Here is a 26601-nt window from a genome sequence, read left to right on the forward strand (position 1 = left end):
AAATGGCACTTGATCCGGTAGGAGAAACCAAACTGGTGCTTCCGGACAGTATTTTTCCAAAAGCTGACCTGGATTTTACCCTTTATTTTACTTTTTTAAATAGTAATAATGAGGAGCAGGAAGATCAGAAATATTTATCTTTCAGTTTTAAAAAGGAAGAATTAAAGGCAAGTTTAAAAGGAGATACTCTTCGCTTTGAATACCTTTTTCAGGGAAAACCCGCTAAGCAGAAGGGCGTATTGCTTTCTTATATTGGCAATGGCCTGAAACGGAATTCTTCTGTTGTTCAGCTACCGCTGGAACTCCCGCTGGACCCTAATGTGGTGTCTTATCATTTCAAGGGGGCAAGTGGATTTGAAAAAACAATTTCCTTAGGAGAACTCAGTGCAGATCTTGCTGTATCTTCCAGGCAGACAAAAGATTCTTTGCAGGTACAGGTCATCAATCCACACCATATTCCTTTTTGGTATACGGTGTTCTCTGATCAGAAAGTATGGTTAAAAGGCCATACCAGCTGTCTGGATACGCTAATGAAATATAGCGGGGTTAAAAGTACCAGGATACGCGTGAATTATTTTTGGGGCGGACAGGAATACAATGCAGATGGAAATGCATTTTACAATGCAAAGCAACTGAATGTACAGCTAAAAGCACCTGAAGTTATTTATCCAGGGCAATCCGTTCCTATGGAAGTTCTGGTGAATGATGCAGAAGGCCGCCCGGTTGAGGGTACTGATGTGACAGCCCTGGCTTATACGTCAAAATTTAAAAATAACTCCTGGATCAATCTGCCTTATTTTGGAAAGCGTTTTTCGGTATTGAAGACCAGTGGTACCTTGAGCGGTGAACCGATCCGGCTCAACGGGAACATGAAGCTGAACTGGCTGAAATGGGGAAAAGAACTTGGCCTGGATACGATAGAGTATTATCGGTTCTGTAACCCGAAGGAGCTGTATACGATAGAAGAAACCATCATTTCAAGTAAAAATACGATAGATACTTTAGCGCAGGTTGCACCTTTCCTGGTTAAAGATGGCAATATAGAGCCAGTGAGTATTGTTTATATAGATGATGTGCCGGTATTTTTTAGTCAGGCAGATCAGTTACAGCGCTATGTATTCCAGGTAAGGCCTGGCCTGCACCGCATAAAAATGCGAAGCGCAAATTATCTTGCTGTACTGGACAGTTACCGCTTTGTGAAAGGAAAAAAGACCATCATCAGTATGGTGGCTGATGAAACCAATACTAAGGTAGCAGTAGGTAAAGTAAAAGAAATGCTGAGTGATGATGAAGCTTCAGAGATTGCCCCTTATATGATCCGTATCCACGATACATTTAATGAAACAAAAGCGGTGGTGAGTACAGATGATCAGTTGGTCTTGCTGAACCCTCCGCCTAATGTGCACAGAAGCGGATCGTTGCTGGCAGGACCATTCAGGGAGAATTACCTGCATTATTCTTCCGGTGGTTTGGAACTGAATTTTCTGAAAGAAGGTGGCTATACTTATACCATTCTTCCGGGCTTGATTAAACAAAAATCTTCGGAAACTTCTTATTTATTTAATACCCGTCTAAACGATGTGGGAAGAGAAAATACGGATTACAGGCAATTTCCGCTTAAAAAACCAGAAATAGACAGCATTTGGAATGATTATCTGGACCTGCGGAGTTATACCACCAGGCTTTTTGATGGCAATGACTATTATAATTATAAGGATAAGGGACGGATCCAGATGAAACTGGATACGGTTTTAGCGAAAAAGATGCCTTTGGTTAAAAATGTACTGATTTACAAAAATGATGAGCCTGATTTTGTGAAGGTTTACCCGGGTAACAGCAGTTACTTCTCCAATCTGGAAGCTGGCCAGTACAGTGTATTGTACCTGTTCAAAGACAACCGCTATTTTAGGGTTAAGGATGTAAGGGTGAAATCACCGGGGCAGAACTATTTTGAGTGGTCGGATGTTCAAATTCTGCCGGCAGATCAGTTGAGTAAAACGATAGACCGGCTAATCAAATCCGTAAAATCGTACAGGCGGAATGAAGAGGAGATCCGGGATCAGCTTGCACAGGCTTTTAATGGTAAGAGTACAAGTATGGTGCTTCCAGTTCAGATTAAAGGAAGGGTTTTTGATCTGGGTAGCAGAAAAGCTTTACCTGGAGTAGAGGTGCGTGTAAAGGGCTGGGACAAAGGGACGATGACGGATCAGCAAGGGCGTTTCACTCTGGATGGACCAAAGAAAGGAAAACTGGTATTTAGCTATATTGGATATGATCGATTAGAAATTGGAATAAAGGAAAGTAAGTTGGATTCTGTGTTTTTACGGACAAATACCAATGATTTGAATGAGGTTGTTGTTGTTGGTTATGGTGCGCAGAAGAAACAAAATTTAACAGGGGCAGTAACTGTTCTTCAGGGTTATATGCCGGTTACTTCACAAACCAGAATTCAGGGAGAGGTAATTAATCTGATGGGGGCTTCTGCCTCTATTATGATTAGAGGAACGAACTCATTGGGAGGCAATCAGCCTTTATATATTGTAGATGGAATGCCGGTGTCTGCGGAAGCCGCTAAAATCAGTCCGGATATGATTGCGGACATAACTGTTTTAAAAGACGCAGAGGCTACGGCTATTTATGGTTCAAGGGCTGCAAACGGCGTGATCGTGATCAATACCAAGGGTGGTAATAAAACCCTGGATGCGCAGGGAGAACTTGTAGGTCAGCAGCAAACGATAAGGACCAATTTTTCTGATTATGCCATCTGGCAGCCTAAACTTTTCACAGACCGGGAAGGAAAGGCCAGGTTTACCGTGAAATTCCCGGATGACATCACCAGCTGGAATACCCGGTTAATTGCCATGAATGGACATCAGCAAACGGGTTTGGCGGAGACTTCTATCCGCTCTTTTAAAACGTTGAGCGCTAATTTCGTTTCTCCGCAATTTGCACTGGTGGGCGACAGTATCCAGGTGATCGGTAAACTGATGAACTACAGTACGGAGGAGAAACAGGTGCTGAGGAAGTTCAGTTACAATGGAGCAGAACTGCTTAATGGTTCTGTGCGGTTCAAGAATTCCCGTATTGATACCATCCCTGTTGTCGCCGCAGGAAAGGACAGTTTACAGTTTGAGTATACGCTAAGGCAGGAAAATGGCTATTTTGATGGGGAAATCCGTAAAATACCTTTGCTTCAAAAAGGGGTGCTGGAAACCAAAGGTTATTTTAATGCCTTGCTGAGGGATACGACAATCAATTATTATTTTAATGCGGGTTTAGGTAAAGTGAGCCTGAGGGCGGAAGCTTCTGTGTTTCCAACTCTACTGGATGAAATGGAAAAACTGCGCAATTATGAATATTTGTGCAATGAGCAAATGGCTTCCAAACTGAAATCACTATTGCTGGAGAAAACCGTCAGAAAGTATCTGGGCGGTGATTTTAAGAATGAAAAGGCCATCAAAGAGCTGATCAAAAAATTACAGGCCAATAAAAGACCCGAAGGCACCTGGGGCTGGTGGCAAAGCAGCAATTCGGAGCTCTGGATCAGTTTACACGTCACAGAGGCACTGCTCCTGGCAGAACAACAAGGCTATCCGATTAACCTGGACAAGACCAGGATTGTAACCTATTTGACTGATAAACTGAGCTATAGTACGGATTTGGATCAGGTTATGGCCATCAAGCTGATCCACGCACTGGACGGTAAAGCTTATATTAAAGATTTTGTACTGAAAGCAGAAAAGCAAAAGAAACCGGAAAAGCAGAGCTTATTTGAGCAATTACAGATCCTGCGTTTAAAGCAGCTGGCGGGGATGGATATTGATGTTAAAGCCTTGCTGGCATGGAAAAAACAGACTATGTTTGGTAATATCTACTGGGGAGAGGAACGGGCGGATTTCTGGGACAACAGTATTCAAAATACCCTTTTGGCTTATCAGATCTTAAAAGCCACAGGAAAGTATATTCCAGAGCGGGACAATATCGTACGTTATTTCCTGGAGCAGCGTAAAGATGGGCAGTGGAGAAATACGTACGAATCTTCTCTGATCCTGGAAAATATTTTACCAGATCTGCTCCAGGATAAAAAATCAGGGGAGCCTGCTTCCTTGGTGTTAAATCAGACCGAAACGGTAAGCGCTTTTCCTTTTACTAAAAATATAGAAGCAGGGACAGGATTAAGCATTCATAAAAAAGGAAACGGCCCGGTATATGTTACGGCTTATCAGCAGTTTAATAACCCTAATCCGGAGAAGGTAAATAAGGATTTTATAGTGAAAAGCTGGTTCGAAGAGAAAGGGCAGAAAGTCACGGCATTAAAAGCGGGTAAGGCTGTTAAGATCAGGGTAGAGGTTGAGGTACGTGCAGATGCAGATTATGTGATGATCGAAATTCCTGTTCCGGCGGGTTGTTCTTATGAAAATAAGATCCAGCAGTTCTGGGGGATTGAAACACACCGGGAGTATTTTAAGAACAAGACTTCCATATTCTGCACCAAATTGAAAAAGGGCAAATATAATTTTGATGTTGAACTGATGCCGAGGTATTCGGGCAGTTATACGCTGAACCCGGCAAAAGCTGAAATGATGTATTTCCCAGTGTTTTATGGTAGAGAAGGCATGAAAAGGGTTACCGTTCGATAATTGCGGATGATAAAAGAATCTTGTTATGAAGAAATTTAAGATTGCGATTCCTAGTCCTTGTACCCAGAATTGGAAGGAAATGCGACCTGGGGCAAATGGACGGTTTTGTTTACAGTGTGAAAAGGAAGTTATTGATTTTAGAGCATATGGCGATCAGGAATTGATCGCCTGGCTGGGTAAACCTCACAAGAAGATCTGTGGCCATTTTAGAGCAGATCAACTGGATGTTTTTAACCGGGAAGAACCTGTTGTGAGGAATCGCTATATGAAGGCCAGATTATTTATGATTTCTCTCCTCGCCTTTTTGACAACGAAAGATGTGGCGGCTAAAGCTTGGTCTGAAACAGACCGGCCCACTTATATGTCATCTGATCGGTTTAAAAAAGAAAATCAGTCTTCGGCGGAGATAGTGTGCAAAGATACGACGACCATTGTCAGGGGAGTCATTATAGATCAGCAAAAAAATCCTTTACCCGGCGTTCAGATATTCGTAAAGAATAGAAAGATGACTTTTGCAACAGATTCCAGGGGCTGTTTTTTTCTCTCTCTTCCCTTAAATGGACCATCTCATGAGGAAACTTTAAGAATCAGTTATATTGGTTTCAAGACCATTGAAAGAAAAATAAAACTAGGTGGACAGGCAACAGATCTTGTTATTGTCCTAAATGAGGATGACAGGGTTCTCCTTGGGGAAGTGGTCGTTGCCTATCCTAAGAGAAGTCTGTTTTATAAAATAACACATCCTTTTAGGAAATGTTCCAAGTAGTTCTTATTCCCAGTTCCAGATGCGGATACTGCGGTCATCACTTGCGGAGATGAGGTGTTTCCCGTCTTCGCTCCACATCATTTTATTAATGGAGTGAAAGTGGCCGTCGGTGCCTTTTTCTATGCTCAGGATCTTGTAGAGTTTAAAATCGGTACTGCTCCAGATCTTAATGCTCTTGTCCTGGCTGCAAGTGGCAAAATAAGGGAGACTGGGGTGGAAAGCAATGCTGTAAATACTGAATAAATGAGCTGGGATATTCCTGTCCATTTCATAGCCGGGCAAGGCCCAGATCTTCAGTTGTGCATCCCGGCTTCCGGAGATCATATAATTGCCCAAAGGAGCATATTGAATAGAGGTAATGGGTAGGGTATGTCCGGTCAGTTCCCGGCACAAGCTGTAGTCTTCTGTATGATATATGCGGATAACGCCGTCTTTAGCACCCAGGGCAAATTCTTTTTCATCATTGCTGATGGCAATAACCCTTACCGTATCGCTAAGTACAGGAAAATGGTACAGGAGAGAGAAATCGTGTAAAGACCATACGGCAACGCTTCCGTCTTCTCCTGTACTGAGTAATTCATTTTTGTATCCGACGGTTTTTAAATCGAATACTGCTTTTTGATGATGCTTCAAGGTAGCCAGCAATTCTTGTTTCCGGAGGTCAAAAACCAGGATCAGTCCGCTTCGCTGCGCAATGAAGAGCAGGTGGTTTAAGCGGTGAAGGGCATAGACCGAGCTTTGTACAGGTACGATGACTTTTACAAAGGCCATATCCGCAAGGGACCATTCCACAACACCTTTGTCATTGCCCGCGCTGTAAAACCGTTCCGGGTTTTCTGCAGTGGATAGGGCATAGACTGGATTTTGATGACCGTTAAGGGTTTGCTGGTGTTTGAGCATGTTTATTATTTTTTATGTCTGCTTTCCAAGTTCAGGGCAATATCGTTTAAAGTTTTGCCTTTTTCTTTGAGCAGGACCAGTAAATGGAAGATCAGGTCTGAACTTTCATTCACAAAATCAACGTCTGTCTCGTTCAGTGCGGCAATAACAGTTTCTACACCTTCCTCTCCCACTTTCTGTGCAATCTTGTTGAGCCCTTTTTTGCGAAGTTTGTTCACATAGGATTCTTCAGATGGATTTTCGTATCGGCTTTCAATGATCTGTTCCAGTTCGAAAATGAAGTTCTGATTGTAATTTGTTTTAAAACAGCTGCGGCTTCCGGTATGACAGGTAGGGCCTACAGGCTCAGCTTTGATCAGGATGGTATCTTTATCGCAATCAATATGAGTTTCTTTTACAAAGAGAAAATTACCGCTTTCTTCCCCTTTGGTCCAGAGTCGGTTTTTAGACCTTGAAAAGAAAGTAACTTTACCTTCTTTTTGTGTTTTCTCCCAGGCTTCTGCATTCATATACCCGAGCATTAAAACTTCCAGGGTGTGTACGTCCTGTATGATAACAGGGACCAGGCCCTGTGTTTTTTCAAAATCTATATTCATAACCTTACGGGAATGCCGTGTTTATTTAATTCTTGTTTTAGATCGGGGATGGCTATCTCTCCAAAATGGAATACAGAGGCTGCAAGGGCAGCATCTACACCGGTTTGGGTAAATACTTCTGTGAAATGTGCGGTTGTTCCTGCGCCACCGGATGCAATAACCGGGATATTGATGCTCCTGCAGATTTTATCGAGCAAATTGCAGTCAAAGCCTTGTTTGGTACCGTCGTGGTCCATAGAGGTAAGCAGAATTTCTCCGGCACCCAGCTCTTCGGCCCGTTTAATCCAGGTTTCAGTTTCCAGTTCAGTAGCCAGGCGGCCACCGTTCAGGTGAACCAGGTTCTTTCCACCGGTATATTTGGTGTCTACAGCCAGTACCACAAATTGTACACCGAAAGCTTTGGCCAGTTCTTCAATTAAGGCTGGGTTTCTTACCGCTGCAGAATTGATGCTGATTTTGTCGGCACCTGCATTGAGCAGGGCTTCTGCATTGGCTACAGAGCTGATGCCCCCGCCTATGGTAAAAGGAATATTGAGTTCCCGGGCTACCGCTTTGACCATGTCAATAGTGGTGTCCCTTCTTTCATGGGTAGCGGTGATGTCAAGGAAAACCAGTTCGTCGGCACCTTGCTGTGCGTATTGCGCAGCAAGGGCAACAGGGTCTCCGGCATCCTTCAGGTCTACAAAGTTCACGCCCTTTACTGTCCGTCCGTCTTTAACGTCCAGACAAGGGATAATCCGTTTACTCAGCATGGCCTATAGGGATGACATGGCTTTCAAGTTCCATTCTTTAATTTCTTCGATCGTGATGCGGTTTTCGTAAATGGCTTTACCCACCACTACAGAACGAATGTCCAGTGTGGAGAGTTCTTCGATATCTTTCATCGAACTGATACCACCTGAAGCGATCAGTTTGATAAAAGGGGAATGTTCCAATAGTTTTTTGTACAAGTCTATAGCCGCACCGCCCAGTTTACCATCTTTATTGATGTCTGTGCAAAGAAAGCGGAAAAATCCTAACTGCAGACATTTATCTACATAGTCCATCAGTTTGATTGGAGAGCTTTCCATCCAGCCGGAATATTTGATGACCTCGTCCAATACATCGATGGCAATCACGATCCTGTTGGCGTAATCGTATTTTTTACCCACTTCTTTGCTGAGTTCTTCCAGGAAGGAAGGATTGGTGATGGCTTGTGTACCGACAATAACCCGGTGAATACCGGCATCGAGCAGGTTGGTCACTTGTTCAATGGTACGGATACCACCGCCGTACTGCACACGCATATCGGTTTTTTTTATGATATCGAATAAGGCGGCCTGGTTACTAAAGTCGCCTTTAGCGCCATTTAAGTCAATGATATGTATAAATTCTGTCCCATTAGACCGGTAGGTTTCGATCATCTCGGCGATGGAAACGTCGTATACTGTTTTTTGATTGTAGTCGCCCTCTCTTAACCGGACCACTTTTCCATCTAAAATATCAATTGCGGGGATTATGTACATTTTATGGTGTTATAGTTGAAAAATTCTTTAATAAACGTTCGCCAGCGGCTCCGGATTTCTCGGGGTGGAACTGCACGGCATAAAAATTATCTTTTTGTATTGCGGCTGAGAACTGAACTCCATAATCAACAGTCGCGATGTCAAAAATAGGGTTATATTCAATAAAGTACGAATGGACAAAGTAAAATTGTGTCTGATTTTCAACACCTTCAAACAGTAAATTGTTTTTAAAGTTTACATTGTTCCAGCCCATATGTGGGATTTTGATGTGTTTTTCCTTATCGAAAAGCTTGGTTTCGAGTGGGAAAATATTCATCATGTCTGCATCTCCTTCTTCAGAATGCCGGGTGAGCAACTGCATGCCCACACAAATGCCCAGCACAGGTTTTTGAAGCTTTTTCAAGGGTTCTACCAGTCCGGTTTGTTCTAGTTTTTTCATGGCCGTGCCGGCATGGCCTACACCAGGTATGATGATGTGACTATACTTGTCCAGATCGGCTTCAGTATCTACCATTCCGTAGGCCAGCTGCAGCCGTTGCAGGGCAGAAGTAAGAGAGAAAATATTGCCTGCTCCGTAATTTACGATTCCAATCATCTTATAATACGCCTTTTGTACTTGGTAAGACTAATTTTTCTGCGTCGCGTTTAATCGCCATCTTGATTGCTTTTGCAAAGGCCTTAAAGATAGCTTCTATTTTATGATGTTCGTTCTCTCCTTCGGCTTTTATGTTCAGGTTGGATTTTGAGGCGTCGCTAAAGGATTTGAAAAAGTGGTAGAACATCTCTGTAGGCATGTCTCCAACTTTTTCTCGTTTAAATTCCGCATCCCAGACGATCCAGTTCCTGCCGCCAAAGTCTATGGCCGCCTGAGCCAGGCAATCGTCCATAGGTAAACAGAAGCCATATCTTTCCAGTCCCAGTTTGTTGCCGATGGCTTTTGCAAAGGCTTCACCAAGGGCTATGCCGGTGTCTTCTATGGTATGGTGTTCATCGATGTGCAGATCTCCTTTGGTTTCGATATCCAGATCGATACTGCCGTGACGGGCAATCTGGTCCAGCATGTGGTCAAAGAAGTGCAAGCCTGTTTTGATATTTGCTTTACCAGTGCCGTCCAGATCAATGCGGATGCTGATCTTGGTTTCATTGGTGTTGCGTTCGTGTTGTACGGTACGGCTTCCTGCTCTTAAAAAGGTATAGATATCTTCCCAGTTTTGGGTTTGTAGTGCAATAACTTCCTGCAAACTTTCTGCGGATCCAAGGGCTTCTGCAGCACCCAGGTTATCGTTGTTTCGGATGAAAATGCCTTTTGCCCCCAGGTTTTTCGCAAGTACAACATCATTAAGCCGGTCCCCTAGTACGAATGAATGGGCAAGATTGTAGTCTGCGCCAAAGTATTTTTGCAGCAAACCGGTATTAGGTTTGCGGGTAGGTGCATTTTCATGGGCAAAGGTTTTGTCGATAATGACCTCTGCGAATTCAATTCCTTCTCCCCGGAGGGTTTGCAGGATAAAGTTGTGTACCGGCCAGAAGTTGTCTTCCGGATGGGAAGAAGTGCCGAGCCCATCCTGATTGGTCACCATGACCAGTTCATAATCGAGTTCCCGGGCAATTTTGGATAGGTAATATAAAGCTTTGGGATAAAATTCCAGTTTGGCAAAAGAATCGATTTGCTCATCTTCCGGTTCAAGAATGAGTGTGCCGTCTCTGTCTATAAAAAGTACTTTCTTCATGGTTGATTTTAAAGCGATTTTAAGGCTTGGAGTAAAGTGTTGTTTTCTTGTGGTGTGCCAATGGTGATACGGAGGCATCCTTCGCAAAGGGTTACTTTGGAACGATCTCTGACAATAATTCCTTGTTCCACCAGGGCATTATAGGTGTCCAGCGCCTGTTCAATTTCAACGAGGATAAAATTGGCATCCGAAGGAAATACCCTTTTGACTTTTGGCAATTGAATTAAAGCTGCGCTTAAAAGTTCCCGTTCTTCTACTGTGGCCTTAATCCAGTCATTGACCTGTGCTACATTTTTCAGGGCTTCGAGTGCAATGTCTTGTGTGGCCTGGTTGATATTGTAAGGTGGTTTGATCTTGTTGAGGATGTCGATCACCGGGCGGGGGGCAAAGGCCATTCCCAACCTTAGTGCGGCAAGACCCCAGGCCTTAGAGAAAGTTTGCAGAATGACCAGGTTCGGGTATTCGGTCAGCTCCTGGATAAAGGTTTTTTGTTTGGCGTAATTGATATAGGCTTCATCGATGACCACTAATCCTTTGAAGTTGGCCAGAATGGTTTCAATATCGGTACGAATGATCGAATTGCCAGTCGGATTGTTTGGTGAACAGATGAAGATCAGTTTGGTGTGCTCGTCAATGGCTTCTGCAATGCCTTCCAGATCCAGCTGGAAATTAGGCAGCAGATTCACTTTGCGGAGTTCTACATTATTGATCCCTGCGGAGACTTCATACATACCATAAGTGGGAGGAAGTACGATGACATTGTCTTTGCCTGGTTCACAGAATGCCCGATAGAGCAGGTCTATAGCTTCATCGCTTCCATTGCCTAAAAAGGTGTTTTCGATGGGCACACCTTTGATTTTACCGATGGCTTCCTTCAAATCCAGTTGTAATGGGTCAGGATATCTGTTGTAGTTTTGTTCCAGCGGAGATCCGTAGCTGTTTTCATTGGCGTCCAGAAATACGCTGGCTTGTCCTTTATATTCATCCCGCGCTGTAGAATAAGGGCGGAGGTTTTTTATGTTTTCGCGTTGTAGGTTATTAATATCCATCTTTTGTAGTTAAACGAATAGTGATTGCATTTTTGTGTGCCTGAAGGCCTTCGGCTGCGGCCAGGACTTCTACTGTTTTTCCGATTTGGTTTAAGCCTTCCGGGCTGATGTGCTGGAAGGTGATCTTTTTTACAAAAGAATCTATGGATACACCGGAATAGGCTTTTGCAAAGCCACTGGTTGGCAGGGTATGATTGGTTCCTGAGGCATAATCTCCGGCACTTTCGGGGGTAAGGTTACCCAGAAAGACAGATCCTGCATTGCTGATCTGAGGAATCAAATCCTGGAAGTGATCTGTGGCCAGGATTAGGTGTTCCGGTGCGTAGGTGTTGGAAAAGGACATACCTTCTTCTAAAGTATCTGCCTTTACCGCATAGGAATTGGCGATGGCTTGCGCGGCTATGTTTTTTCTTGGCAAGGCGCTAAGTTGCTTCTCGATTTCCTGAAGGGTTTGGGTAATGATCTGGCTGGAGGTACAGACCAGGATGGCCTGGCTATCGGTACCGTGTTCTGCCTGCGCAAGCAGGTCGGAAGCGATATAGGCAGGGTTGGCTGTTTCGTCGGCCAGGACCAGTACTTCTGAAGGACCTGCTGGCATATCTATAGCTGTTAGTGTCGTCGCTTGTACCAGTTGCTTGGCATAAGTAACGTAACGGTTGCCTGGTCCAAAGATCTTGTCTGCTTTTGGGATACTTGCGGTTCCATAAGCCATGGCACCAATGGCTTGTGCCCCGCCAGCCAGGTAAATCTTATCTATGCCCAAAAGCTTTGCGCAGTAAGCCAGGTAGCAATTGGTTTTTCCATTGGACTGGGGAGGAGAACAAACGATGATCTCTTTACAGCCGGCCAGTTTTGCCGGGATGCCCAGCATCAGGAAGGTACTCGGCAGAACAGCTGTTCCGCCGGGTACATACAGACCTACTTTTTCTATGGCCCTGGTTTCCCGCCAGCAGGTAACGCCTGGCATGGTTTCTACCGGCGCTTCTTTAGCGATCTGTGCGGCATGAAACTTTTTGATATTGGCATAGGCCTGATCAATTGCGGCTTTTTCAGCTTCCGGAATATCGGCTGCTATAGCGTCGATTTCTTCTTTACCAAGGTACAATTGCTCCAGTTTTACTTTGTCGAACTGGAAAGCATAGTCAAGAAGGGCTTCATCTCCGTTAGTTTTTACCTGGGTAATGATGTCTTTTACGCGCTGGTCTATACTTTGATCGTCTTCTAGTTGCCTGGTGCATAATGCAGCAATGTCCTGTTTCGATAGATCTTTATAACTATATGTTTTCAATGTCTTATCGTTTATGATGAACTCTTGTTTTCTGGGCTATTGCTTAGGAGATGATTTTCTCGATTGGCATGACCACGATACCTTCTGCACCTGCGGCTTTCAGGCTGTTGATCTTTTCCCAGAAGTCATGTTCGGCAATCACGGAATGAACAGCGACCCAGTCTTCGTCAAAAAGTGGAACGACAGTAGGACTTTTTACACCCGGGAGTAGGTTCACTATTTTTTCAAGGTCTTTTTTAGCCACATTCAGGACCACATATTTGGTTTCCTTTGCACGCAGTACAGAGCGGATGCGTTGTAAAAGTTCCTGTACTTCAGGCAACAGGTCGGAGCCCTCTTTTCCAATCAGTACGGCTTCAGATTTCATAACTTCTGCAAAGGGTTTCAGGCCATTGCTTTTTAAAGTACCACCAGTAGAAACGATATCACAGATGGCATCGCTCAGACCCAGTCCGGGACCAATCTCTACGGAGCCTGAAATGGTACGGATGTCTGCATTGACATGGTTGTCTTTAAGGTATTTTTCCAGGATAACCGGATAGGAAGTCGCGATGGCTTTGCCGCCCAGCTGGGCAATTTCAGTGATCTGGCTTTCGTTCGGAATGGCAATTTTAAGGGTGCATTTTCCAAAACCCAGTTTTTGTAAATAGGTTACCTCAGCGCCGGCTTCGGTGATCACATTTTCTCCGACAATACCCAGATCTGCAATGCCGTCCTGAACGTATTCAGGAATGTCATCGTCGCGAAGAAAAAGAATTTCCAGTGGGAAATTGGTTACGGATGTAATAAGGGAACTTTTGTAGTTTTCAAAGGAAAGGCCACAGTTTTTAAGGATCTCTACTGATTTTTCGTTTAATCTACCCGATTTCTGGATAGCTATTTTAAGTGTTTTCACTATTGCTGATTATGGTATGGAACAAGAAATATAAATTCGGAAACAGGTTTTGAAGTACAAAACATTACATATACATCGCCAATTGGCGATGGTGCAGATGTAAGTGATGGTTCAAATGTTTTTTCATTTATTATAAGTTCCTAATCGTTAATGCAATGCATCTTGAGGAATGCAAATATATAGATTGAAACGACAAATCAAAAAATAAATGGCATTTAATTTGATTTTGTACCTTTGTAACATATTTACTGATTTGAAAAGAACATTTACGCTAATTTTTCTGTGTGCCTTACTGCTCCAGGCTTGCAACTGGTTTAAGAAAACGCCCGAAGTGGGCCTTGTTTTAGCAGAGCATTTTAAAAATAAACTGTACAAGGACTTTGATACAGCTGCCTATAACCAGGTTTTTAATCAACGCCTGGAGGAATCCCGAAAACATTTAACAAATCCAAAAACCCTTGAAGCCTATTATGAGCACAAGGAGGGAAGTCCTGTATTTGTAAGTCATCATTATGTCAATGGTGATCTGGATAGTCTGATCAGTTATTTGGAAAAAAGTGGGGAACATGGCTTTAATCCGTCTTTATTTGGTTTGAAACGGCTCAAAGAATTGAAAATGAGCCTGGATGCCAATGATTTCAAAACGATTGATGCACTTTATCCGGTAGTTGCTGATCTGGAATTAAACGCATCGGAGTCATTGATTAAATATTATGATTTTGTGAATTTTGGGGTGCTGAATCCGCGCAAGCTCCTTAGCCGGTATTATATTCCGGTTAAAAAGCAGGACAGTGCGGGTATCGTTAAACTGCTGGAGGCAAAGAGTTACGCCGCGGAGTTGCGTGCTGCACAGCCAAAGTCTGCGCAGTACGCAGCTTTAAAGAAGGAACTGACCAGACATAATCTTAAGGATACAGCTGATCGTACAGCCAAAACGATTCTGGTCAATATGGAGCGGCTGCGGTGGAAACTTCCCGAAACGGGTACCCAATATGTGGAAGTGAACATCCCTGATTTCTCGTTAACCTGGTTTAAGGATGGGGACACGCTAAAAAATATGAAGGTTTGTGTTGGGGGGAGAAGAGAGAAGGGCTATGAGGAAAAGATTAAGGCTTATCTCAAATCAGGAAAACTGGATGATAAACCTAAAAATCATGAAACGCCTATATTGTTCAGTAAACTCAATTCTATACAGGTAAATCCGGTTTGGAATATTCCTGCGAGCATTGCACAGAGTGAAATTTATTATCAGGCCGCCAGAGATCCTTATTATTTATCCAACAGTAATATTAAAGTCTATTATAAAGGACAGTTGGTGACTGATCCGGATACCATACAATGGAGCCATTACTCCAGAGAGCGTTTACCCTTTAAATTTAAACAGGGGTCTGGTGGTGGAAATGCTTTAGGTAAGTTTAAGTTTATTTTTGACAATGGCTCCAGTATTTACCTGCACGACACCAATAACAAGTCTGCTTTTGCCAAGGCGAACCGGGCCATAAGCCATGGTTGTGTGCGTGTAGAAAAACCTTTGGAATTTGCTGAAATGCTGGTTAACGATAAATACCAGTTCGATCAATTGCGTATGGAGGTCAATCTGCCACCATTGGATACCACCAGAATGGAAGTGTACAAGAAAAAATTAGCTAAAAAGGCGGATACTGTAAATGTTTTTGAGCTGAAGCCAAAATGGTTTGGTACAAAGAAACAGGTTCCTTTGATCATTAATTACATCACAGCCTGGTGGCAGAATGGTGCTTTGCAGGTGCGGCCAGATGTTTATGGATTAGATGAAACACTTTGGAGTAAATTGCAAAAATTTCTCTAACTTTGGTTTTTAATGAATTTCCTATATCCAGGTTTTCTTTTTGCACTTACGGCGGTTGCAATACCTGTTTTAATTCATTTGTTCAATTTTAGGAAATACACCAAAGTTTATTTTAGTAATGTACAGTTCCTTAAAGAGGTAAAGGAACAAGGTGCTTCTCGTGAAAAGTTAAGAAATCTGCTGTTGCTGTTCACCAGGATACTGGCTATTGTATTTCTGGTTCTGGCTTTTGCCAGACCTTACTGGTCTTCGGGAAAGAAAATGGATCCAGCTGCCCAAACGCTTGTTTTGATCTATGTAGACAATTCTTATAGTATGGAAGCGGTTAATAAGGATGGGAGTTTACTGGATGAGGCGAAAAGGAAAGTGCGTGAGGTGGTAAAGTCTTATGGTCCGAATGATAGGTTTCAGTTGCTGACCAATGATTTTGAGGGAAAACACCAAAGGCAGGTTAGAGGAGAAGAGTTGCTTCAGCTATTGGATGAGGTAAAGATTTCTCCGGTACACCGTGGGCTTCCTCAGGTCATGAACCGCCTGGATGCTCACCGCGATTTAAATTCAAACCGTTTTATTTATTTGATATCGGATTTCCAGGAGAGTTTTACCGGGAGTAAAGCTGTCGGTTTTTCAGATCCGGGTGAGCAGATTACATTGGTAAAATTACAGGCGAACAAAATGCCCAATATTGCGGCAGACAGTGTCTGGTTTTTGTCTGCGGTGCATAAACCCGGAGATGCAGAGAAACTGGTGGTCAAACTTCGGAATTATACGGAGGAGCCTGCTTCCGGAATTGCTGTGAAATTAACGATTGACTATACTCAAAAAGCTGTGCATAACTTGAATATCCCGGCAAATGGAACGGTAAACGACACGATTGCCTTCAGAGGTCTTGGGCAGGGCTGGCACCGGGGGCTGGTGAGTGTTAAGGATTATCCGGTTGTTTTTGACGACTATTTAAATTTTACGTTTAAAGTGGAGGCCAGCAGGAGTGTTTTGAATATTAAGGGTGATCCGGGAGAGAGGCATATTGATGCCCTTTACGCTTCAGATTCTTATTTTAAAGTGACCGATATGCCGGAGTCGAATATCAGGTACTCGGATCTCGGGGAATACGATGTGATTGTATTGAATGGGCTTAAATCTCCTTCTTCCGGCTTATCACAACAGTTGCGGCTTTATGTGAGTCAGGGAGGAACTGTCGTGGTTTTTCCTGATCTGGACGGAAATCAGACGCAATATTCGGCTTTTTTGAGCGAATTGTCGCTGCCACGTGTTTCAGGGTTGCATGCAGAACAGTTGAATGTAAGTGCTATAGATTTAAAACATGAGGTTTTCAGGGAGGTTTTTGAACATATTCCCTCCTCTATAGATTTGCCTAAAGTGAACCGTTATTTTGGATTTGCAGAGTTGCAGAAAAATGTACAACAAAATCTGATGACACTGCCGCCTAACCAATTGTTTTTTGCGCAGTTTGGTCTGGGGGCAGGAAAGATCTATTTGTGTGCAACCTCTATAAACATTAAGGATAGTAATCTTCCCCAGCATCCGGTTTTTGTTCCATTGATGTATAAAGTGGCTTTTGGGAGTGCTAAAAAGCAGCCGTTATACTATACGATTGGCAATAATGATTTGCTGGAGAGTGAGCAGATCAGCCTGGGCACCAATCAGTCACTTCGTCTGGTTGCGGATCATTTTGAGGCGATTCCTGAATTAAGGCAGGCTAATGGAAAGAGTCTGATCTATATTGCGGATCAAGTTCGAAAACCTGGCTTTTATGAGCTGAAAAAAGCAGATTCTGTTATGGGAGTCTATGCCTTTAACGAAGATAGGAGGGAGTCTGATGGCAGGTATACAGAGGATACCAAGCTAAAGGAACTGTTTCCAACGCAAAAAATAGAACTTTACCATAGTGGAAAGGATGTGCTTACTTTAGAGGGTACTCCGAAAAATAACCGCACAGACTTATGGAAACTTTGCCTAGTTTTGTGTGCGGTTTTTCTAGCGGTTGAAGTATTACTGATTCGATTTTTTAACAACACTAAGAATATACAAAAAACATGAACCTTCTGATTACAGGCGTTACCATTGCCGATCCCAGCAGCCAGTTTAACGGGCAAACTTGTGATGTACGTGTAGAACAAGGGAAAATTACGGCGCTTTCAGCGCAGCTGAAGCCCCAAAAAGGGGAAGAGGTTTTTGAAGGTAAGGGGGCATATCTTTCCCCTGGATTTTTTGATCTGAACTGTTCTGTAGGTGATCCGGGTTTTGAAACCAGGGAGGATATCCGTACAGCCACAGCTGCCGCAGCTGCAGGCGGGTTTACAGGTATTGCAGTTTTGCCCAATACACAACCTGTGATGCATTCCAAATCTGAGGTGGAGTATGTGTTGAACAGGTCGAAGAATAACCTGGTGGATGTATATCCAATAGGTGCCATCAGCCATAATCTGGAAGGAAAAGAGCTGGCAGAATTGTATGATATGCAGCAGGCAGGTGCTGTGGCCTTTTCTGATGGGTTAAAACCTATTACCGATGATGGCTTTATGAGTCGTGCTTTACAGTATAGCAAAGGTTTTGATGGCTTACTGATGGTTTATCCGGAAAATAAATCTATTGCAGGTAAGGCGCAGGTAAATGAGAGTAAGACAAGTGTATTGCTGGGGATGAAAGGGCTTCCTGCTCTGGCTGAGGAAATGCAGATTTCCAGAGATATCTTTCTGGCTGGTTACCATGATGCACCAGTACATATCAACACGATTTCTACAGCGGGTTCTGTAGCTATTATAAAAAAAGCAAAAAAAGACGGCATCAGGATTACCTGTGATGTAGCAGCACATCAGTTGGTTTTTACGGAAGAATTACTGAATGATTTTGATAGTAATTATAAGGTAAAGCCACCTTTGCGTGGTAAGGCTGATGTAAAGGCTTTGCTTGCAGGTTTAAAGGATGGGACAATTGATGCAGTGAGTGCGCAGCATCGCCCGCATGAGATAGAGTTCAAAGATGTGGAGTTTGAAATCGCTGCATATGGAATTGTTGCTCTTCAAACCGCATTGCCTTTGTTATTGAAAGCGGGTCTGGATGCGGGGCAAATTGCAGCGAAACTGGCTATTGCACCCCGCAGAATACTGAATTTGCCTGTACCGGTGCTGGCCATTGGTGAAGAGGCGAATTTTACTTTGTTCAGAACACAGGACCAGTGGCTGTATAACGCAGCAAGCAATAGGTCTAAATCTGCCAATTCACCTTTGTTAAATGAAACATTAACCGGTAGGGTGGTGTTGGTATATAATCATAAACAATATCAAGTATATGGATAGTAAAGTAGAAGGTGCATTAATTGCATCCTTAAATAAATTTGCTGCAACAGCTGGAAGAGATTCAGCCGATTTGCAGAAAGATTTGATCGGGGTTTTTAATAAAGACCTTGGCTTTTTAGAGAAAGTGGAAGCATTTGATGCGGTATTTGATGAAAATCCGGCATTTGATGAACTTAGGGAGGTTTTCTTCGATTTGCTGATGATTAATTTCTTCTCCAGTGATATGAAAAAACTGGAAGAGGACTACCTGGACACCGAAGAATGGGAGAATATTGAAGAGGAAACGATTGACCGTGGAACGGAATTGCTGAATCTTTTGATGTACATTAATGAGTGTCATGATGAGCAGATTAAACCTGAACTTGGTGATTTCCTGAAAGAATTTTTATTGGTGGAAGAGGATGAGTTTCAGGATGAATTTATGATCTATGAAGACCTGATCAGTAATCAGCAACTTGCGGAGAGCAGCATAGAAGATATTTGCAGCCACGCTGGGATGATTGATCTGGGAGAAGAGATGGAAGAGTTGTTTGTTCCTTTTATGGCTTTCTTTTATGAACCAAAAGGAACTGAGGCTGTAGTAAAGGACTTAGAGAAATTTAGTTCCAATGCTGGTTTTGATGTTGCAGTTTACACGTTAATTACTAATTTTAACAATATTCGGACATCCTAGTTTTTTGGGGTGTTTACTGTCTAAATTAATGTTTATCTAAAACAATAAAAATGCAACAACAACTTATTGAAATGGAAAAAAAGCCAAATGTGCTGGCTTTTAAAGGGGCGCTTGCCTACGCTGTTTATTTTTTGGCGCTGATTTATATTTTCAAAATGATCGGTATTGATACGAATAATACTAATCTTCCTTTGGGTGAAAAGATATTGAGCTCGGCATTGTCTTATATTCCGTTTATCCTTGCGATTGTATATGTGCAAACCAATCATAAGAAAGAGCTTGGAGGTTATATTACCTTCGGAAGGGCTTTTTCGGCAGGTTTTAAAGTTGCTGCATACTCCGGTTTGTTTCTTGCTGTTTTATTGATGTTATATTATAAGGTTTTAGACCGTTCGGCATTTGATAATTTAATAGACAAAGCAAAAGAGGCTGCAGGTGATGATGAGAATAAGATTAAAGGGGTGGAAATGATGAGACCTTATATGATTTACTTTATTGGTTTCGGTGCGGCGATTACCTATACTTTTTTTGGACTGATCGTGAGTTTAATCGGTGCTGCAATAGTTAAAAAGGAAAAACCTTTATACGAGGAAGCGGAAGAGATTAAATCGCTATAGGAAAAGGGGCTTTAAAGCCCCTTTTTTATTTGTCCTTATTGTTCAAGGGAGAGTGGAAGATTAAAGTGGAAGGTAGAGCCTTTCCCCTTTTCACTTTCTACCCATATTTTACCTTCATGCCGCTGAATGATCTCGGAACAGAGGTACAGACCAATCCCGAAGCCTGAAATATTTTGGGTATGTTTGCTTTCAATGCGGGAATAACGTTCAAAAAGTTTATCTATATCCTGGGGTTTAATGCCCATTCCTTCATCTTTTATACTGATTACGGCCATATTGTCTACGGTTTTAAAAAACAGCTCGATGCTTTTCCCTCTTGGAGAATATTTAACGGCATTGCTGAGTAGATTAGAGATCACCTGGCCCACTTTATCGCGGTCTGCATGGATATGTATGGTCTCGCCTTCATGTAGGGTGATGTTGTAATCTGTTGCCGTGAGGCGTGCTTCTTCAATGCTTTCTGCCAGGAGTTCTTCCAGATTGAAATCTTGTTTGCTAAGATGGATTTTACCCGATTCCAGGCGGGAAAGATTGAGAAAACCGTTGATCATGGAACCCATTTTATTGACCTGAGTCTCTACCCTGGAAAGCGCATTCACTGCAAAAGCATCGTCTTCTTTTTTTGCCTTGGCATTTAGTAATTGTACATAGCCTTTTAAAGATGTAAGTGGTGTTTTCAACTCATGGCTTACCATTCCAATGAAATCATTCTTTCGCATTTCATCCTGCTTTTGTTCGGTAATGTTCAAAATAATGCCTGAGATGCTTAGCGGTGTGCCACTTTGGTCATAATAGGCCTTGCCTGTAGAACGAAGCCATTTAGGTTTGTCGTCGTCTAAAGGATGGATCAGGTACTCGACCTCAAAGGCTTCCCCGGTTCTGATGGCTTCCCGAATGGTTTCTGCAACTATTTCGCGTTGGGCTGGGTCAATCATCTGGAAGGATTCTTCCAGGGTAAGGTGCTTTTCATCCGTAACGCCATGGATCAGTCTGGATTGTTTTGAAATTGTAAGTACATCGGAGATAAGGTCATTGCTCCAGGTGCCCATTCCTGCAGAGTCAAGGGCTTGTTTGAGGGTATCGGTTGTTTTTTCCAGTCTTCTTCTGGATTTTATATTTTCGGTAACGTTTACCGCAGTATGCAGGATACAATAGGTATCTCCGGTGGTTGTGAGAATTGCGCGGTACTTGAAATTGAAATAATAGGTTTGTAGTTTCCCATTCAGGGAGAGTTCGGCAGGAGCATCTTTTGCTTCAAAGGTTTTGCCTGTTCTCCATACTTCTTTTAGTATCTCAATATAAGGCTGTCCGCGAAGTTCGGGAACAGCGTCTGCCAGAGGTCTACCAAAAATGCTCCTGTCTTTACCCCAAAACTGGATCATGGCATCGTTGGCGGTCTGGATAATAATGTCATCGGTAGTGTAAATTGCAGTCGCATTTTCAGACATGGAAAGAATTTCCAGTAGTTCTTGACTGCTTAGGCGTGGGGACTTACCTTTCATTCGTTAGGGAGCTGGTGATTAATGTAAATATAAAGAAAATGATGTAACAATTTCTGTCTTTTTGCATCAAAAAGACATCCTGTACAAAATGAATTGGCTATGAAATGGAATAGGTTATTTAACAAAAGGACGGAACTGGTTAGGCCGAAGAAAAGTAAACCAAGAGAGTGGTTTGATGCGCTTTTATTTGCAGTTATAGCTTCTACGATAATTAAGGGATTATTGTTTTCTGCTTATGCGATTCCTTCCGGTTCTATGGAAGGAACACTTTTAACCGGCGATTATTTGTTTGTGAGCAAGTTAGCCTATGGTCCGAGAATGCCGATGACTCCGGCGTCCATTCCTTTTTTGGAGTCTACTGTAACAGGAAGTAAGATTAAAACCTATTGGGATGGAATCAAACTCCCTTACTTTCGTTTGCCAGGATTATCGGTGGTTAAAAGTGGGGATATAGTTGTTTTTAATTATCCTCCCGAAGTAAAAGACAACATACCGGTGGACATGAGGACACATTATATTAAAAGATGTATTGGGACGCCTGGCGATGTTGTAACTATGCTCGGTGGTCAGGTGTATGTTAACGGAAAGCTCATGCGTAATGCGCCGGAGGGTCAGACTTCTTATATTGTGAAAACAGATGGGAGAATTGATATTAACCCGTCATTTCTGGAGGATCTGCGCGTAGAGGTGCGGCAACAGTTCAATGACGGAAATTATGAAATGATTATTCCGGTAAATAGTTATAGCCGTTTAAAAAATTGTTCTGGTATTCTATCTATTACTCCAATGGTAGAACCAAATGGAATTTATGACGCCAGTATATTTCCTCATCATCCTTTGTTTAAATGGAATAATGACAATTTTGGTCCATTGACTATTCCTAAAAAGGGATGGACAATAAAACTGGACTCGGCAGCAGTGGCACTTTATGGACAAGCCATACAACTTTACGAGCATAATAGCATGGTTAATAATGGAGACGGTGTTTTGATCAATGGAAAAAAGACAGATCATTATACGTTTAAAATGAACTACTATTGGATGATGGGAGATAACAGACATAATTCTGAAGATTCCCGCTTCTGGGGCTTTGTTCCTGAGGATCATATTGTGGGTGAAGCTATGGTTACCTGGATGAGTAAGGATAGTCTGGGAACTGGTTTGAACAAGATCAGATGGAATAGGATACTTAAACCAATCCATTAAAAACACTGGATATCAGATTATTATGACTACCTTGTTGGTTAAATCATAATAAAATGAAAATCAATGAATTAGCACTTAGTTTTTGTCAATCTAAAACCGAGTTGCTAGAATTGGAGAAAGATCTGGCCCTGGTGGAAAAACTTGTGAATGATCTTCTAGCAGATGTTCAAACACCGGATCTGAAACTGGAAATTTCAGGTTTGAATAAAGAGATTAAAAGTCAGGCAGAGGTTATCGAACAGCTTAAAGTTCAGTTGAATGGTGTTAAGGACGAGCTTCTGGCCTGTTTTAAAGCTGCGGATTATAAAGCTGGAGATAAGCTGGAGGTGGTGCTCGACAATAGTAAGGCAGTTCAGCTGTGGGTAACCAAGGATGGAGTACTTAAAGTCCAGCCTTAACCGGCCGGACTTTTTAGATGTGGTAATTTATTTTTGATCGCCTGGAGTGGGGGCAGGTGAGAGAATATGTACCTCCCGCTGTGGATAAGGTGTGGAAATACTGTTGTTGTCTAATTCTTCTTTTATCTTTTGAAAATTACTGTAATAGGCTTTGGTGTAGTCACCGTTAGCCACCCAGGCATGAATGGTTAGATTTACGGCATTCTCTCCAAGCGAGCTAACCAGTACAACGGGCTGTGGCGTTTTTAGAATCAGGGGATCTTTATCCAGTAAATTCAGAATAAGTTTCCGGGCGGTGTCAATATTGGAATTGTACGAGATTCCAATAATATATTCGAGCATCCTGGTTTCATTATCTGTGGTATTGTTGATCACGGCATTGGCTAAGGGACCGTTTGGGGCATAAAGTGTAGTTCCATTGGCCGCTTTTAGGGTGGTGTAGAGAATGTCTATTTTAAGGACAGTTCCGCTTACACCATTGGCCGCTGAAATGCTGTGTCCGATTCTGAAAGGTTTGAAGAGCAAGATCAGGACTCCTCCTGCAAAATTGGAAAGACTACCTTGCAGGGCTAATCCTACGGCAAGACCGGCAGTACCCAGGACGGCAATAAAGGAAGTGGTGGGAATGCCGACAGTTGAGGCAACCTGGAGTATCAGTAATAGATAAAGGATGGCTTTTAGTACACTGATGAGGAAGGAGGAAAGGGAAACGTCGATATTTCCTTTGGTGAACCGTCTGGTTAAAAAGCCAATCAGAAATTTGATGAGCCATATTCCGAGAAACAGGGTGATTAATCCGAATAAAAGGGAAGGGATCATATCTACGAAGGCGTCAATTAGTTTTGCCACTTTGGGCTCAATATAATTCATATTTAAAAATTTACTCAGCATTCTTCCCCGCATTTTTGATGCCATTATGCTGTGTGGTGTGGATTTTGTTAGATAGGCAGTTCATGAGAAAGATGGCATGCCTTTTTGTACTACTGCTCTTCCTGGTCTTTAAAGGAAATGCTCAGGGAATATTTAAGATCCATGGTGCATTTACGTCGCTGAAAAAGGAGATGAAGGTGGTGCTGGTCTATAACCTGAACCATAAACAGGTGCGGGATTCAACATTGACCAGAAACGGGCTTTTTGATTTTGTAGGAACGGTTCCTTCAACCCTGCCAGTTAAAGCTACATTAGGCTTCCTGCCTTTGGCAGATCATCCGAATACTTCGTATGTGGAGCAATTGCTAAGCATTGATGAACAGGATTTTTTTCTCGAAAAAGGGACTGTTTTGGTGAATGGAAGTAGTAAAATGAATACTGCTTTAATTACTGGTGGCAAGACACAGCAGGATTTGCTTTCGCTGCAAGTCATGAAGAGTGAGGAGCGGGATAAGATGCTGAAATTACAGGATGAAATGATTCCTTTGCTCATTCAGAGCCAGGGCTTTGGTATAGATTCAAACCAGAAGGTGCAGGCGCTTAGTGCACAGATGCAGCCCCTGGTTAAGAAAATGAGGGAAAAAGAAGAAATTTTTATAAAAACCCATCCTGATTCCTATGTGACACTGGATTTAGTGGCACAACGTAGTCGAATGATACATGCTGGTAACTTGACGAAGATGTTAGGTGGTTTAAGCCCAAGGTTGAGGAACTCTAAGCCTGCTAAGGAAATGTTGCGCAGGCTCGATGTGGAAAAACAGACGGCCGCAGGGGTAAGGGCCATGGATTTCAATCAACCTGATGCAGATGGAAATCTGATCTCTTTACATTCGTTTAAAGGTAAATATGTTTTGCTGAATTTCTGGGCGAGCTGGTCTGAAGCCTCCAGAGGAGAAAACCTGGATTTATTAACTCTATATCTGGAGTTTAAAGATAAGGGATTTGAGATACTGTCTGTTTCGCTGGACGCGGAAAGAGAACAGTGGTTGAATGCTGTTCGGGAGGATCATTTGGTCTGGCCGCAACTCAGTGATTTAAGAGGTTGGAACAATAAAGCAGCACAAATATATGCCATAACCTCGGTTCCAAAAAGTTTTCTGATTGGTCCTGATGGACGGATTGTAGGAAAGGACTTGTTTGGGGAAGCGCTTCTGGAAAAATTAGAAGAGGTACTTCGATAAAGTTTTACTGGATTCTGCCTTGTTTGGAAAATGAAAAGTTGTAGGTTAGCCTGATCCCTACAATTGGCGTTGCCTGGTGATTGATTCTTATAAAATCACCGTGAAGATTGAGGTCGAGTATACTTCTTTGTTCTGAGATTAGTTCATAGCCTCCGCTTGCAGTGGCACCTATTCCGTTGTTGCTTCCTTCTTCTCCACCCAGATAGGCTAATGCGCCCAGACGGATATAGAAGCCGGGTTCAATGTAGTATTTGCCACCCAGGCCAAAATAACCAGTATAAGGTGTTTCGATACCGACAGAAGGTACCACAGAGAATTCTTTTGCCAGTTTGATCTCTCCCTGAAGAACGCCTCCATAGCCTGAACCTTCTTTGGATGCATTGAGTGCTAAACCGGCACCTATGGAATTTTTAGCCTGGCTATAGGCATGGGTACAAAAAAATGCAGTGCAAATCAGAAAAACAAGTACGGAGCGTTGATATAGGGGAGTAATATGCTTAGCGGTTCCGGGACTTGATTTCATTTTTAAATTTTGTGTTTCAAATTAAACGCGAGTATACATAATATTATCATTTTTTTTGGCTGGAATTGATTTTAATTAAAGGAGATGATGAAATGCGAATTTTTTTATAAATCTTCATAAATGCTTAATCAGTTTTATCTAAGTTTGCAGATTGTTTATATTGTTGTAAATCATACATGGACATTTCGGTTGTAGTACCCTTATATAATGAAGAAGAGTCATTGCCTGAGCTTACCGCTTGGATAGCTAAAGTGATGGCTGAACATAATTTTACTTACGAAATTCTTTTTGTGGACGATGGGAGTACGGATTCTTCCTGGGCCATTATTGAACAACTTAAAGAGAAGTTTGATCGCGTAAGGGGTATTAAGTTTAGGAGGAATTATGGAAAGTCTGCGGCTTTAAATGTGGCTTTTGAAGCCGCTATGGGCAATGTAGTGATTACCATGGATGCCGATTTACAAGACAGTCCGGATGAGATTCCTGAATTATACAGAAGGATAAAAGAAGAAAAGTACGATCTTGTTTCCGGTTGGAAAAAGAAGAGATATGATCCGATTACAAAGACCATTCCTACAAAGCTGTTTAATGCGGCCACAAGGAAAATGTCTGGGATTCAGCTGAATGATTTTAATTGTGGTTTGAAAGCCTATCGCAATGATGTGGTCAAAACCATAGAGGTTTATGGGGAAATGCACCGGTATATTCCTGTTATTGCAAAATGGGCAGGTTTTAAGAAAATTGGTGAACAGGTAGTGGAGCACCGCGCCCGTAAGTATGGGGTAACCAAATTTGGTTTTAGCCGTTTTGTTAATGGGTTTTTAGACTTACTGTCTATATTTTTTGTTGGGAAGTTTGGCAAGCGACCAATGCACTTTTTTGGCTCGCTTGGGGTATTGAGTTTCTTACTGGGTACTTTTATGGCTTTATGGATGATTGGCGAGAAATTGTATCATATTGCTGCGGGTATTCCATATAAACGTGAAATTACAGATCAACCTTTATTTTATATTGCTTTAGTGGCTATTATTGTAGGATCACAGTTGTTTTTAAC

General features: G+C 42.4%; 23 protein-coding genes. 11 read left to right on the forward strand and 12 right to left on the reverse strand.

The window, feature by feature from the left end; all coding sequences use genetic code 11:
• Positions 1 to 4640, forward strand: a 4640-nt coding sequence (locus DBR11_RS10005; protein ID WP_108552162.1) for a carboxypeptidase-like regulatory domain-containing protein, incomplete at its 5' end; no start/stop codon positions are given.
• Between the two features lie 25 nt (positions 4641 to 4665).
• On the forward strand, positions 4666 to 5406 hold the full coding sequence (locus DBR11_RS10010; protein WP_108552164.1) for a carboxypeptidase-like regulatory domain-containing protein: 741 nt from the start codon (positions 4666 to 4668) through the stop codon (positions 5404 to 5406).
• Positions 5407 to 5409: 3 nt separating this feature from the next.
• On the opposite strand, the gene DBR11_RS10015 is transcribed toward DBR11_RS10010, so the two are convergent.
• From DBR11_RS10015 to hisG, 9 genes are read right to left on the reverse strand one after another with little or no spacing between them, the layout of a single operon-like run.
• Positions 5410 to 6306 carry a WD40 repeat domain-containing protein gene (locus tag DBR11_RS10015; protein ID WP_108552165.1) on the reverse strand — a complete coding sequence of 299 codons (897 nt, stop codon included), beginning with the start codon at positions 6304 to 6306 and terminating at the stop codon, positions 5410 to 5412.
• Between the two features lie 5 nt (positions 6307 to 6311).
• Positions 6312 to 6902, reverse strand: coding sequence for a bifunctional phosphoribosyl-AMP cyclohydrolase/phosphoribosyl-ATP diphosphatase HisIE (gene hisIE, locus DBR11_RS10020; RefSeq protein ID WP_108552167.1), 591 nt, complete (start codon positions 6900 to 6902; stop codon positions 6312 to 6314).
• Positions 6899 to 7654 (reverse strand): imidazole glycerol phosphate synthase subunit HisF, encoded by a 756-nt coding sequence (gene hisF, locus DBR11_RS10025; protein ID WP_108552169.1) that lies wholly within the window; start codon positions 7652 to 7654, stop codon positions 6899 to 6901. Before hisF ends, hisIE begins: the two co-directional genes overlap by 4 nt.
• A 3-nt stretch (positions 7655 to 7657) precedes the next feature.
• Positions 7658 to 8407 carry a 1-(5-phosphoribosyl)-5-[(5-phosphoribosylamino)methylideneamino]imidazole-4-carboxamide isomerase gene (gene hisA, locus DBR11_RS10030; RefSeq protein ID WP_108552171.1) on the reverse strand — a complete coding sequence of 250 codons (750 nt, stop codon included), beginning with the start codon at positions 8405 to 8407 and terminating at the stop codon, positions 7658 to 7660.
• A gap of 1 nt (position 8408) precedes the next feature.
• Positions 8409 to 9002, reverse strand: coding sequence for an imidazole glycerol phosphate synthase subunit HisH (hisH, locus tag DBR11_RS10035; protein ID WP_108552173.1), 594 nt, complete (start codon positions 9000 to 9002; stop codon positions 8409 to 8411).
• A 1-nt stretch (position 9003) separates the two neighbouring features.
• Positions 9004 to 10137: a bifunctional histidinol-phosphatase/imidazoleglycerol-phosphate dehydratase HisB gene (gene hisB, locus DBR11_RS10040; RefSeq protein ID WP_108552175.1), complete on the reverse strand. Its 1134-nt coding sequence runs from the start codon at positions 10135 to 10137 to the stop codon at positions 9004 to 9006.
• A gap of 8 nt (positions 10138 to 10145) precedes the next feature.
• Complete coding sequence (hisC, locus tag DBR11_RS10045; protein ID WP_108552177.1) at positions 10146 to 11186, reverse strand: histidinol-phosphate transaminase; 1041 nt, start codon at positions 11184 to 11186, stop codon at positions 10146 to 10148.
• Entirely contained in the window at positions 11176 to 12474 is a 1299-nt protein-coding gene (hisD, locus tag DBR11_RS10050; RefSeq protein ID WP_108552179.1) for a histidinol dehydrogenase, read from the reverse strand. Before hisD ends, hisC begins: the two co-directional genes overlap by 11 nt.
• A gap of 43 nt (positions 12475 to 12517) precedes the next feature.
• Positions 12518 to 13369: an ATP phosphoribosyltransferase gene (gene hisG / locus DBR11_RS10055; protein ID WP_108552181.1), complete on the reverse strand. Its 852-nt coding sequence runs from the start codon at positions 13367 to 13369 to the stop codon at positions 12518 to 12520.
• Between the two features lie 253 nt (positions 13370 to 13622).
• Between hisG and DBR11_RS10060 the strand changes: the two genes are divergently transcribed.
• Genes DBR11_RS10060 through DBR11_RS10080 form a run of 5 tightly spaced genes read left to right on the forward strand, consistent with a single transcriptional unit; the run spans position 13623 to position 19807 of the window.
• Positions 13623 to 15197, forward strand: a complete 1575-nt coding sequence (locus tag DBR11_RS10060) for a L,D-transpeptidase family protein (RefSeq protein ID WP_233260712.1) — start codon at positions 13623 to 13625, stop codon at positions 15195 to 15197.
• Positions 15198 to 15209: 12 nt separating this feature from the next.
• Positions 15210 to 17258, forward strand: coding sequence for a VWA domain-containing protein (locus DBR11_RS10065; protein ID WP_108552185.1), 2049 nt, complete (start codon positions 15210 to 15212; stop codon positions 17256 to 17258).
• The gene (locus tag DBR11_RS10070; protein WP_108552187.1) at positions 17255 to 18517 is read left to right on the forward strand and encodes a dihydroorotase family protein; all 1263 of its coding nucleotides are present in this window, start codon (positions 17255 to 17257) and stop codon (positions 18515 to 18517) included. The genes DBR11_RS10065 and DBR11_RS10070 overlap by 4 nt, the downstream gene beginning before the upstream one ends.
• On the forward strand, positions 18510 to 19190 hold the full coding sequence (locus tag DBR11_RS10075) for a hypothetical protein (protein ID WP_108552189.1): 681 nt from the start codon (positions 18510 to 18512) through the stop codon (positions 19188 to 19190). The genes DBR11_RS10070 and DBR11_RS10075 overlap by 8 nt, the downstream gene beginning before the upstream one ends.
• A 50-nt stretch (positions 19191 to 19240) precedes the next feature.
• The gene (locus DBR11_RS10080; RefSeq protein ID WP_108552191.1) at positions 19241 to 19807 is read left to right on the forward strand and encodes a DUF4199 domain-containing protein; all 567 of its coding nucleotides are present in this window, start codon (positions 19241 to 19243) and stop codon (positions 19805 to 19807) included.
• A gap of 35 nt (positions 19808 to 19842) precedes the next feature.
• Here the strand turns inward: DBR11_RS10080 and DBR11_RS10085 are convergent, their stop codons facing one another.
• Positions 19843 to 21309 carry an ATP-binding protein gene (locus DBR11_RS10085; protein ID WP_108552193.1) on the reverse strand — a complete coding sequence of 489 codons (1467 nt, stop codon included), beginning with the start codon at positions 21307 to 21309 and terminating at the stop codon, positions 19843 to 19845.
• A 99-nt stretch (positions 21310 to 21408) separates the two neighbouring features.
• Here DBR11_RS10085 and lepB point away from each other — a divergent pair, with 99 nt between their 5' ends.
• Both lepB and DBR11_RS10095 read left to right on the forward strand, forming a co-directional pair.
• Complete coding sequence (gene lepB / locus DBR11_RS10090; protein WP_108552194.1) at positions 21409 to 22515, forward strand: signal peptidase I; 1107 nt, start codon at positions 21409 to 21411, stop codon at positions 22513 to 22515.
• Between the two features lie 53 nt (positions 22516 to 22568).
• Positions 22569 to 22913: a hypothetical protein gene (locus DBR11_RS10095; protein ID WP_108552196.1), complete on the forward strand. Its 345-nt coding sequence runs from the start codon at positions 22569 to 22571 to the stop codon at positions 22911 to 22913.
• A gap of 27 nt (positions 22914 to 22940) precedes the next feature.
• Here the strand turns inward: DBR11_RS10095 and DBR11_RS10100 are convergent, their stop codons facing one another.
• Positions 22941 to 23783: a mechanosensitive ion channel family protein gene (locus tag DBR11_RS10100; RefSeq protein ID WP_233260713.1), complete on the reverse strand. Its 843-nt coding sequence runs from the start codon at positions 23781 to 23783 to the stop codon at positions 22941 to 22943.
• 83 nt (positions 23784 to 23866) lie between these two features.
• Between DBR11_RS10100 and DBR11_RS10105 the strand changes: the two genes are divergently transcribed.
• Positions 23867 to 25024 carry a TlpA disulfide reductase family protein gene (locus tag DBR11_RS10105; protein ID WP_158275256.1) on the forward strand — a complete coding sequence of 386 codons (1158 nt, stop codon included), beginning with the start codon at positions 23867 to 23869 and terminating at the stop codon, positions 25022 to 25024.
• A gap of 4 nt (positions 25025 to 25028) precedes the next feature.
• On the opposite strand, the gene DBR11_RS10110 is transcribed toward DBR11_RS10105, so the two are convergent.
• Positions 25029 to 25547, reverse strand: a complete 519-nt coding sequence (locus DBR11_RS10110) for a hypothetical protein (RefSeq protein ID WP_108552200.1) — start codon at positions 25545 to 25547, stop codon at positions 25029 to 25031.
• A gap of 176 nt (positions 25548 to 25723) precedes the next feature.
• Between DBR11_RS10110 and DBR11_RS10115 the strand changes: the two genes are divergently transcribed.
• Positions 25724 to 26601, forward strand: an 878-nt coding sequence (locus DBR11_RS10115) for a glycosyltransferase family 2 protein (protein ID WP_108552202.1), incomplete at its 3' end; no start/stop codon positions are given.

It is taken from the genome of Pedobacter sp. HMWF019, from assembly GCF_003061025.1.
Lineage (GTDB): Bacteria > Bacteroidota > Bacteroidia > Sphingobacteriales > Sphingobacteriaceae > Pedobacter.

Bases quoted from the DNA above. Each gene is read 5' to 3' on its own strand.
- hisB (WP_108552175.1), bottom strand. From the start codon at position 10,137: ATGAAGAAAGTACTTTTTATAGACAGAGACGGCACACTCATTCTTGAA.
- DBR11_RS10095 (WP_108552196.1), top strand. From the start codon at position 22,569: ATGAAAATCAATGAATTAGCACTTAGTTTTTGTCAATCTAAAACCGAG.
- DBR11_RS10065 (WP_108552185.1), top strand. From the start codon at position 15,210: ATGAATTTCCTATATCCAGGTTTTCTTTTTGCACTTACGGCGGTTGCA.
- DBR11_RS10100 (WP_233260713.1), bottom strand. From the start codon at position 23,783: ATGAATTATATTGAGCCCAAAGTGGCAAAACTAATTGACGCCTTCGTA.
- DBR11_RS10105 (WP_158275256.1), top strand. From the start codon at position 23,867: ATGAGAAAGATGGCATGCCTTTTTGTACTACTGCTCTTCCTGGTCTTT.
- hisC (WP_108552177.1), bottom strand. From the start codon at position 11,186: ATGGATATTAATAACCTACAACGCGAAAACATAAAAAACCTCCGCCCT.
- DBR11_RS10110 (WP_108552200.1), bottom strand. From the start codon at position 25,547: ATGAAATCAAGTCCCGGAACCGCTAAGCATATTACTCCCCTATATCAA.
- hisIE (WP_108552167.1), bottom strand. From the start codon at position 6,902: ATGAATATAGATTTTGAAAAAACACAGGGCCTGGTCCCTGTTATCATA.
- DBR11_RS10075 (WP_108552189.1), top strand. From the start codon at position 18,510: ATGGATAGTAAAGTAGAAGGTGCATTAATTGCATCCTTAAATAAATTT.
- hisA (WP_108552171.1), bottom strand. From the start codon at position 8,407: ATGTACATAATCCCCGCAATTGATATTTTAGATGGAAAAGTGGTCCGG.
- lepB (WP_108552194.1), top strand. From the start codon at position 21,409: ATGAAATGGAATAGGTTATTTAACAAAAGGACGGAACTGGTTAGGCCG.
- DBR11_RS10085 (WP_108552193.1), bottom strand. From the start codon at position 21,309: ATGAAAGGTAAGTCCCCACGCCTAAGCAGTCAAGAACTACTGGAAATT.
- DBR11_RS10080 (WP_108552191.1), top strand. From the start codon at position 19,241: ATGCAACAACAACTTATTGAAATGGAAAAAAAGCCAAATGTGCTGGCT.
- DBR11_RS10010 (WP_108552164.1), top strand. From the start codon at position 4,666: ATGAAGAAATTTAAGATTGCGATTCCTAGTCCTTGTACCCAGAATTGG.
- DBR11_RS10015 (WP_108552165.1), bottom strand. From the start codon at position 6,306: ATGCTCAAACACCAGCAAACCCTTAACGGTCATCAAAATCCAGTCTAT.
- DBR11_RS10070 (WP_108552187.1), top strand. From the start codon at position 17,255: ATGAACCTTCTGATTACAGGCGTTACCATTGCCGATCCCAGCAGCCAG.
- hisF (WP_108552169.1), bottom strand. From the start codon at position 7,654: ATGCTGAGTAAACGGATTATCCCTTGTCTGGACGTTAAAGACGGACGG.
- hisH (WP_108552173.1), bottom strand. From the start codon at position 9,002: ATGATTGGAATCGTAAATTACGGAGCAGGCAATATTTTCTCTCTTACT.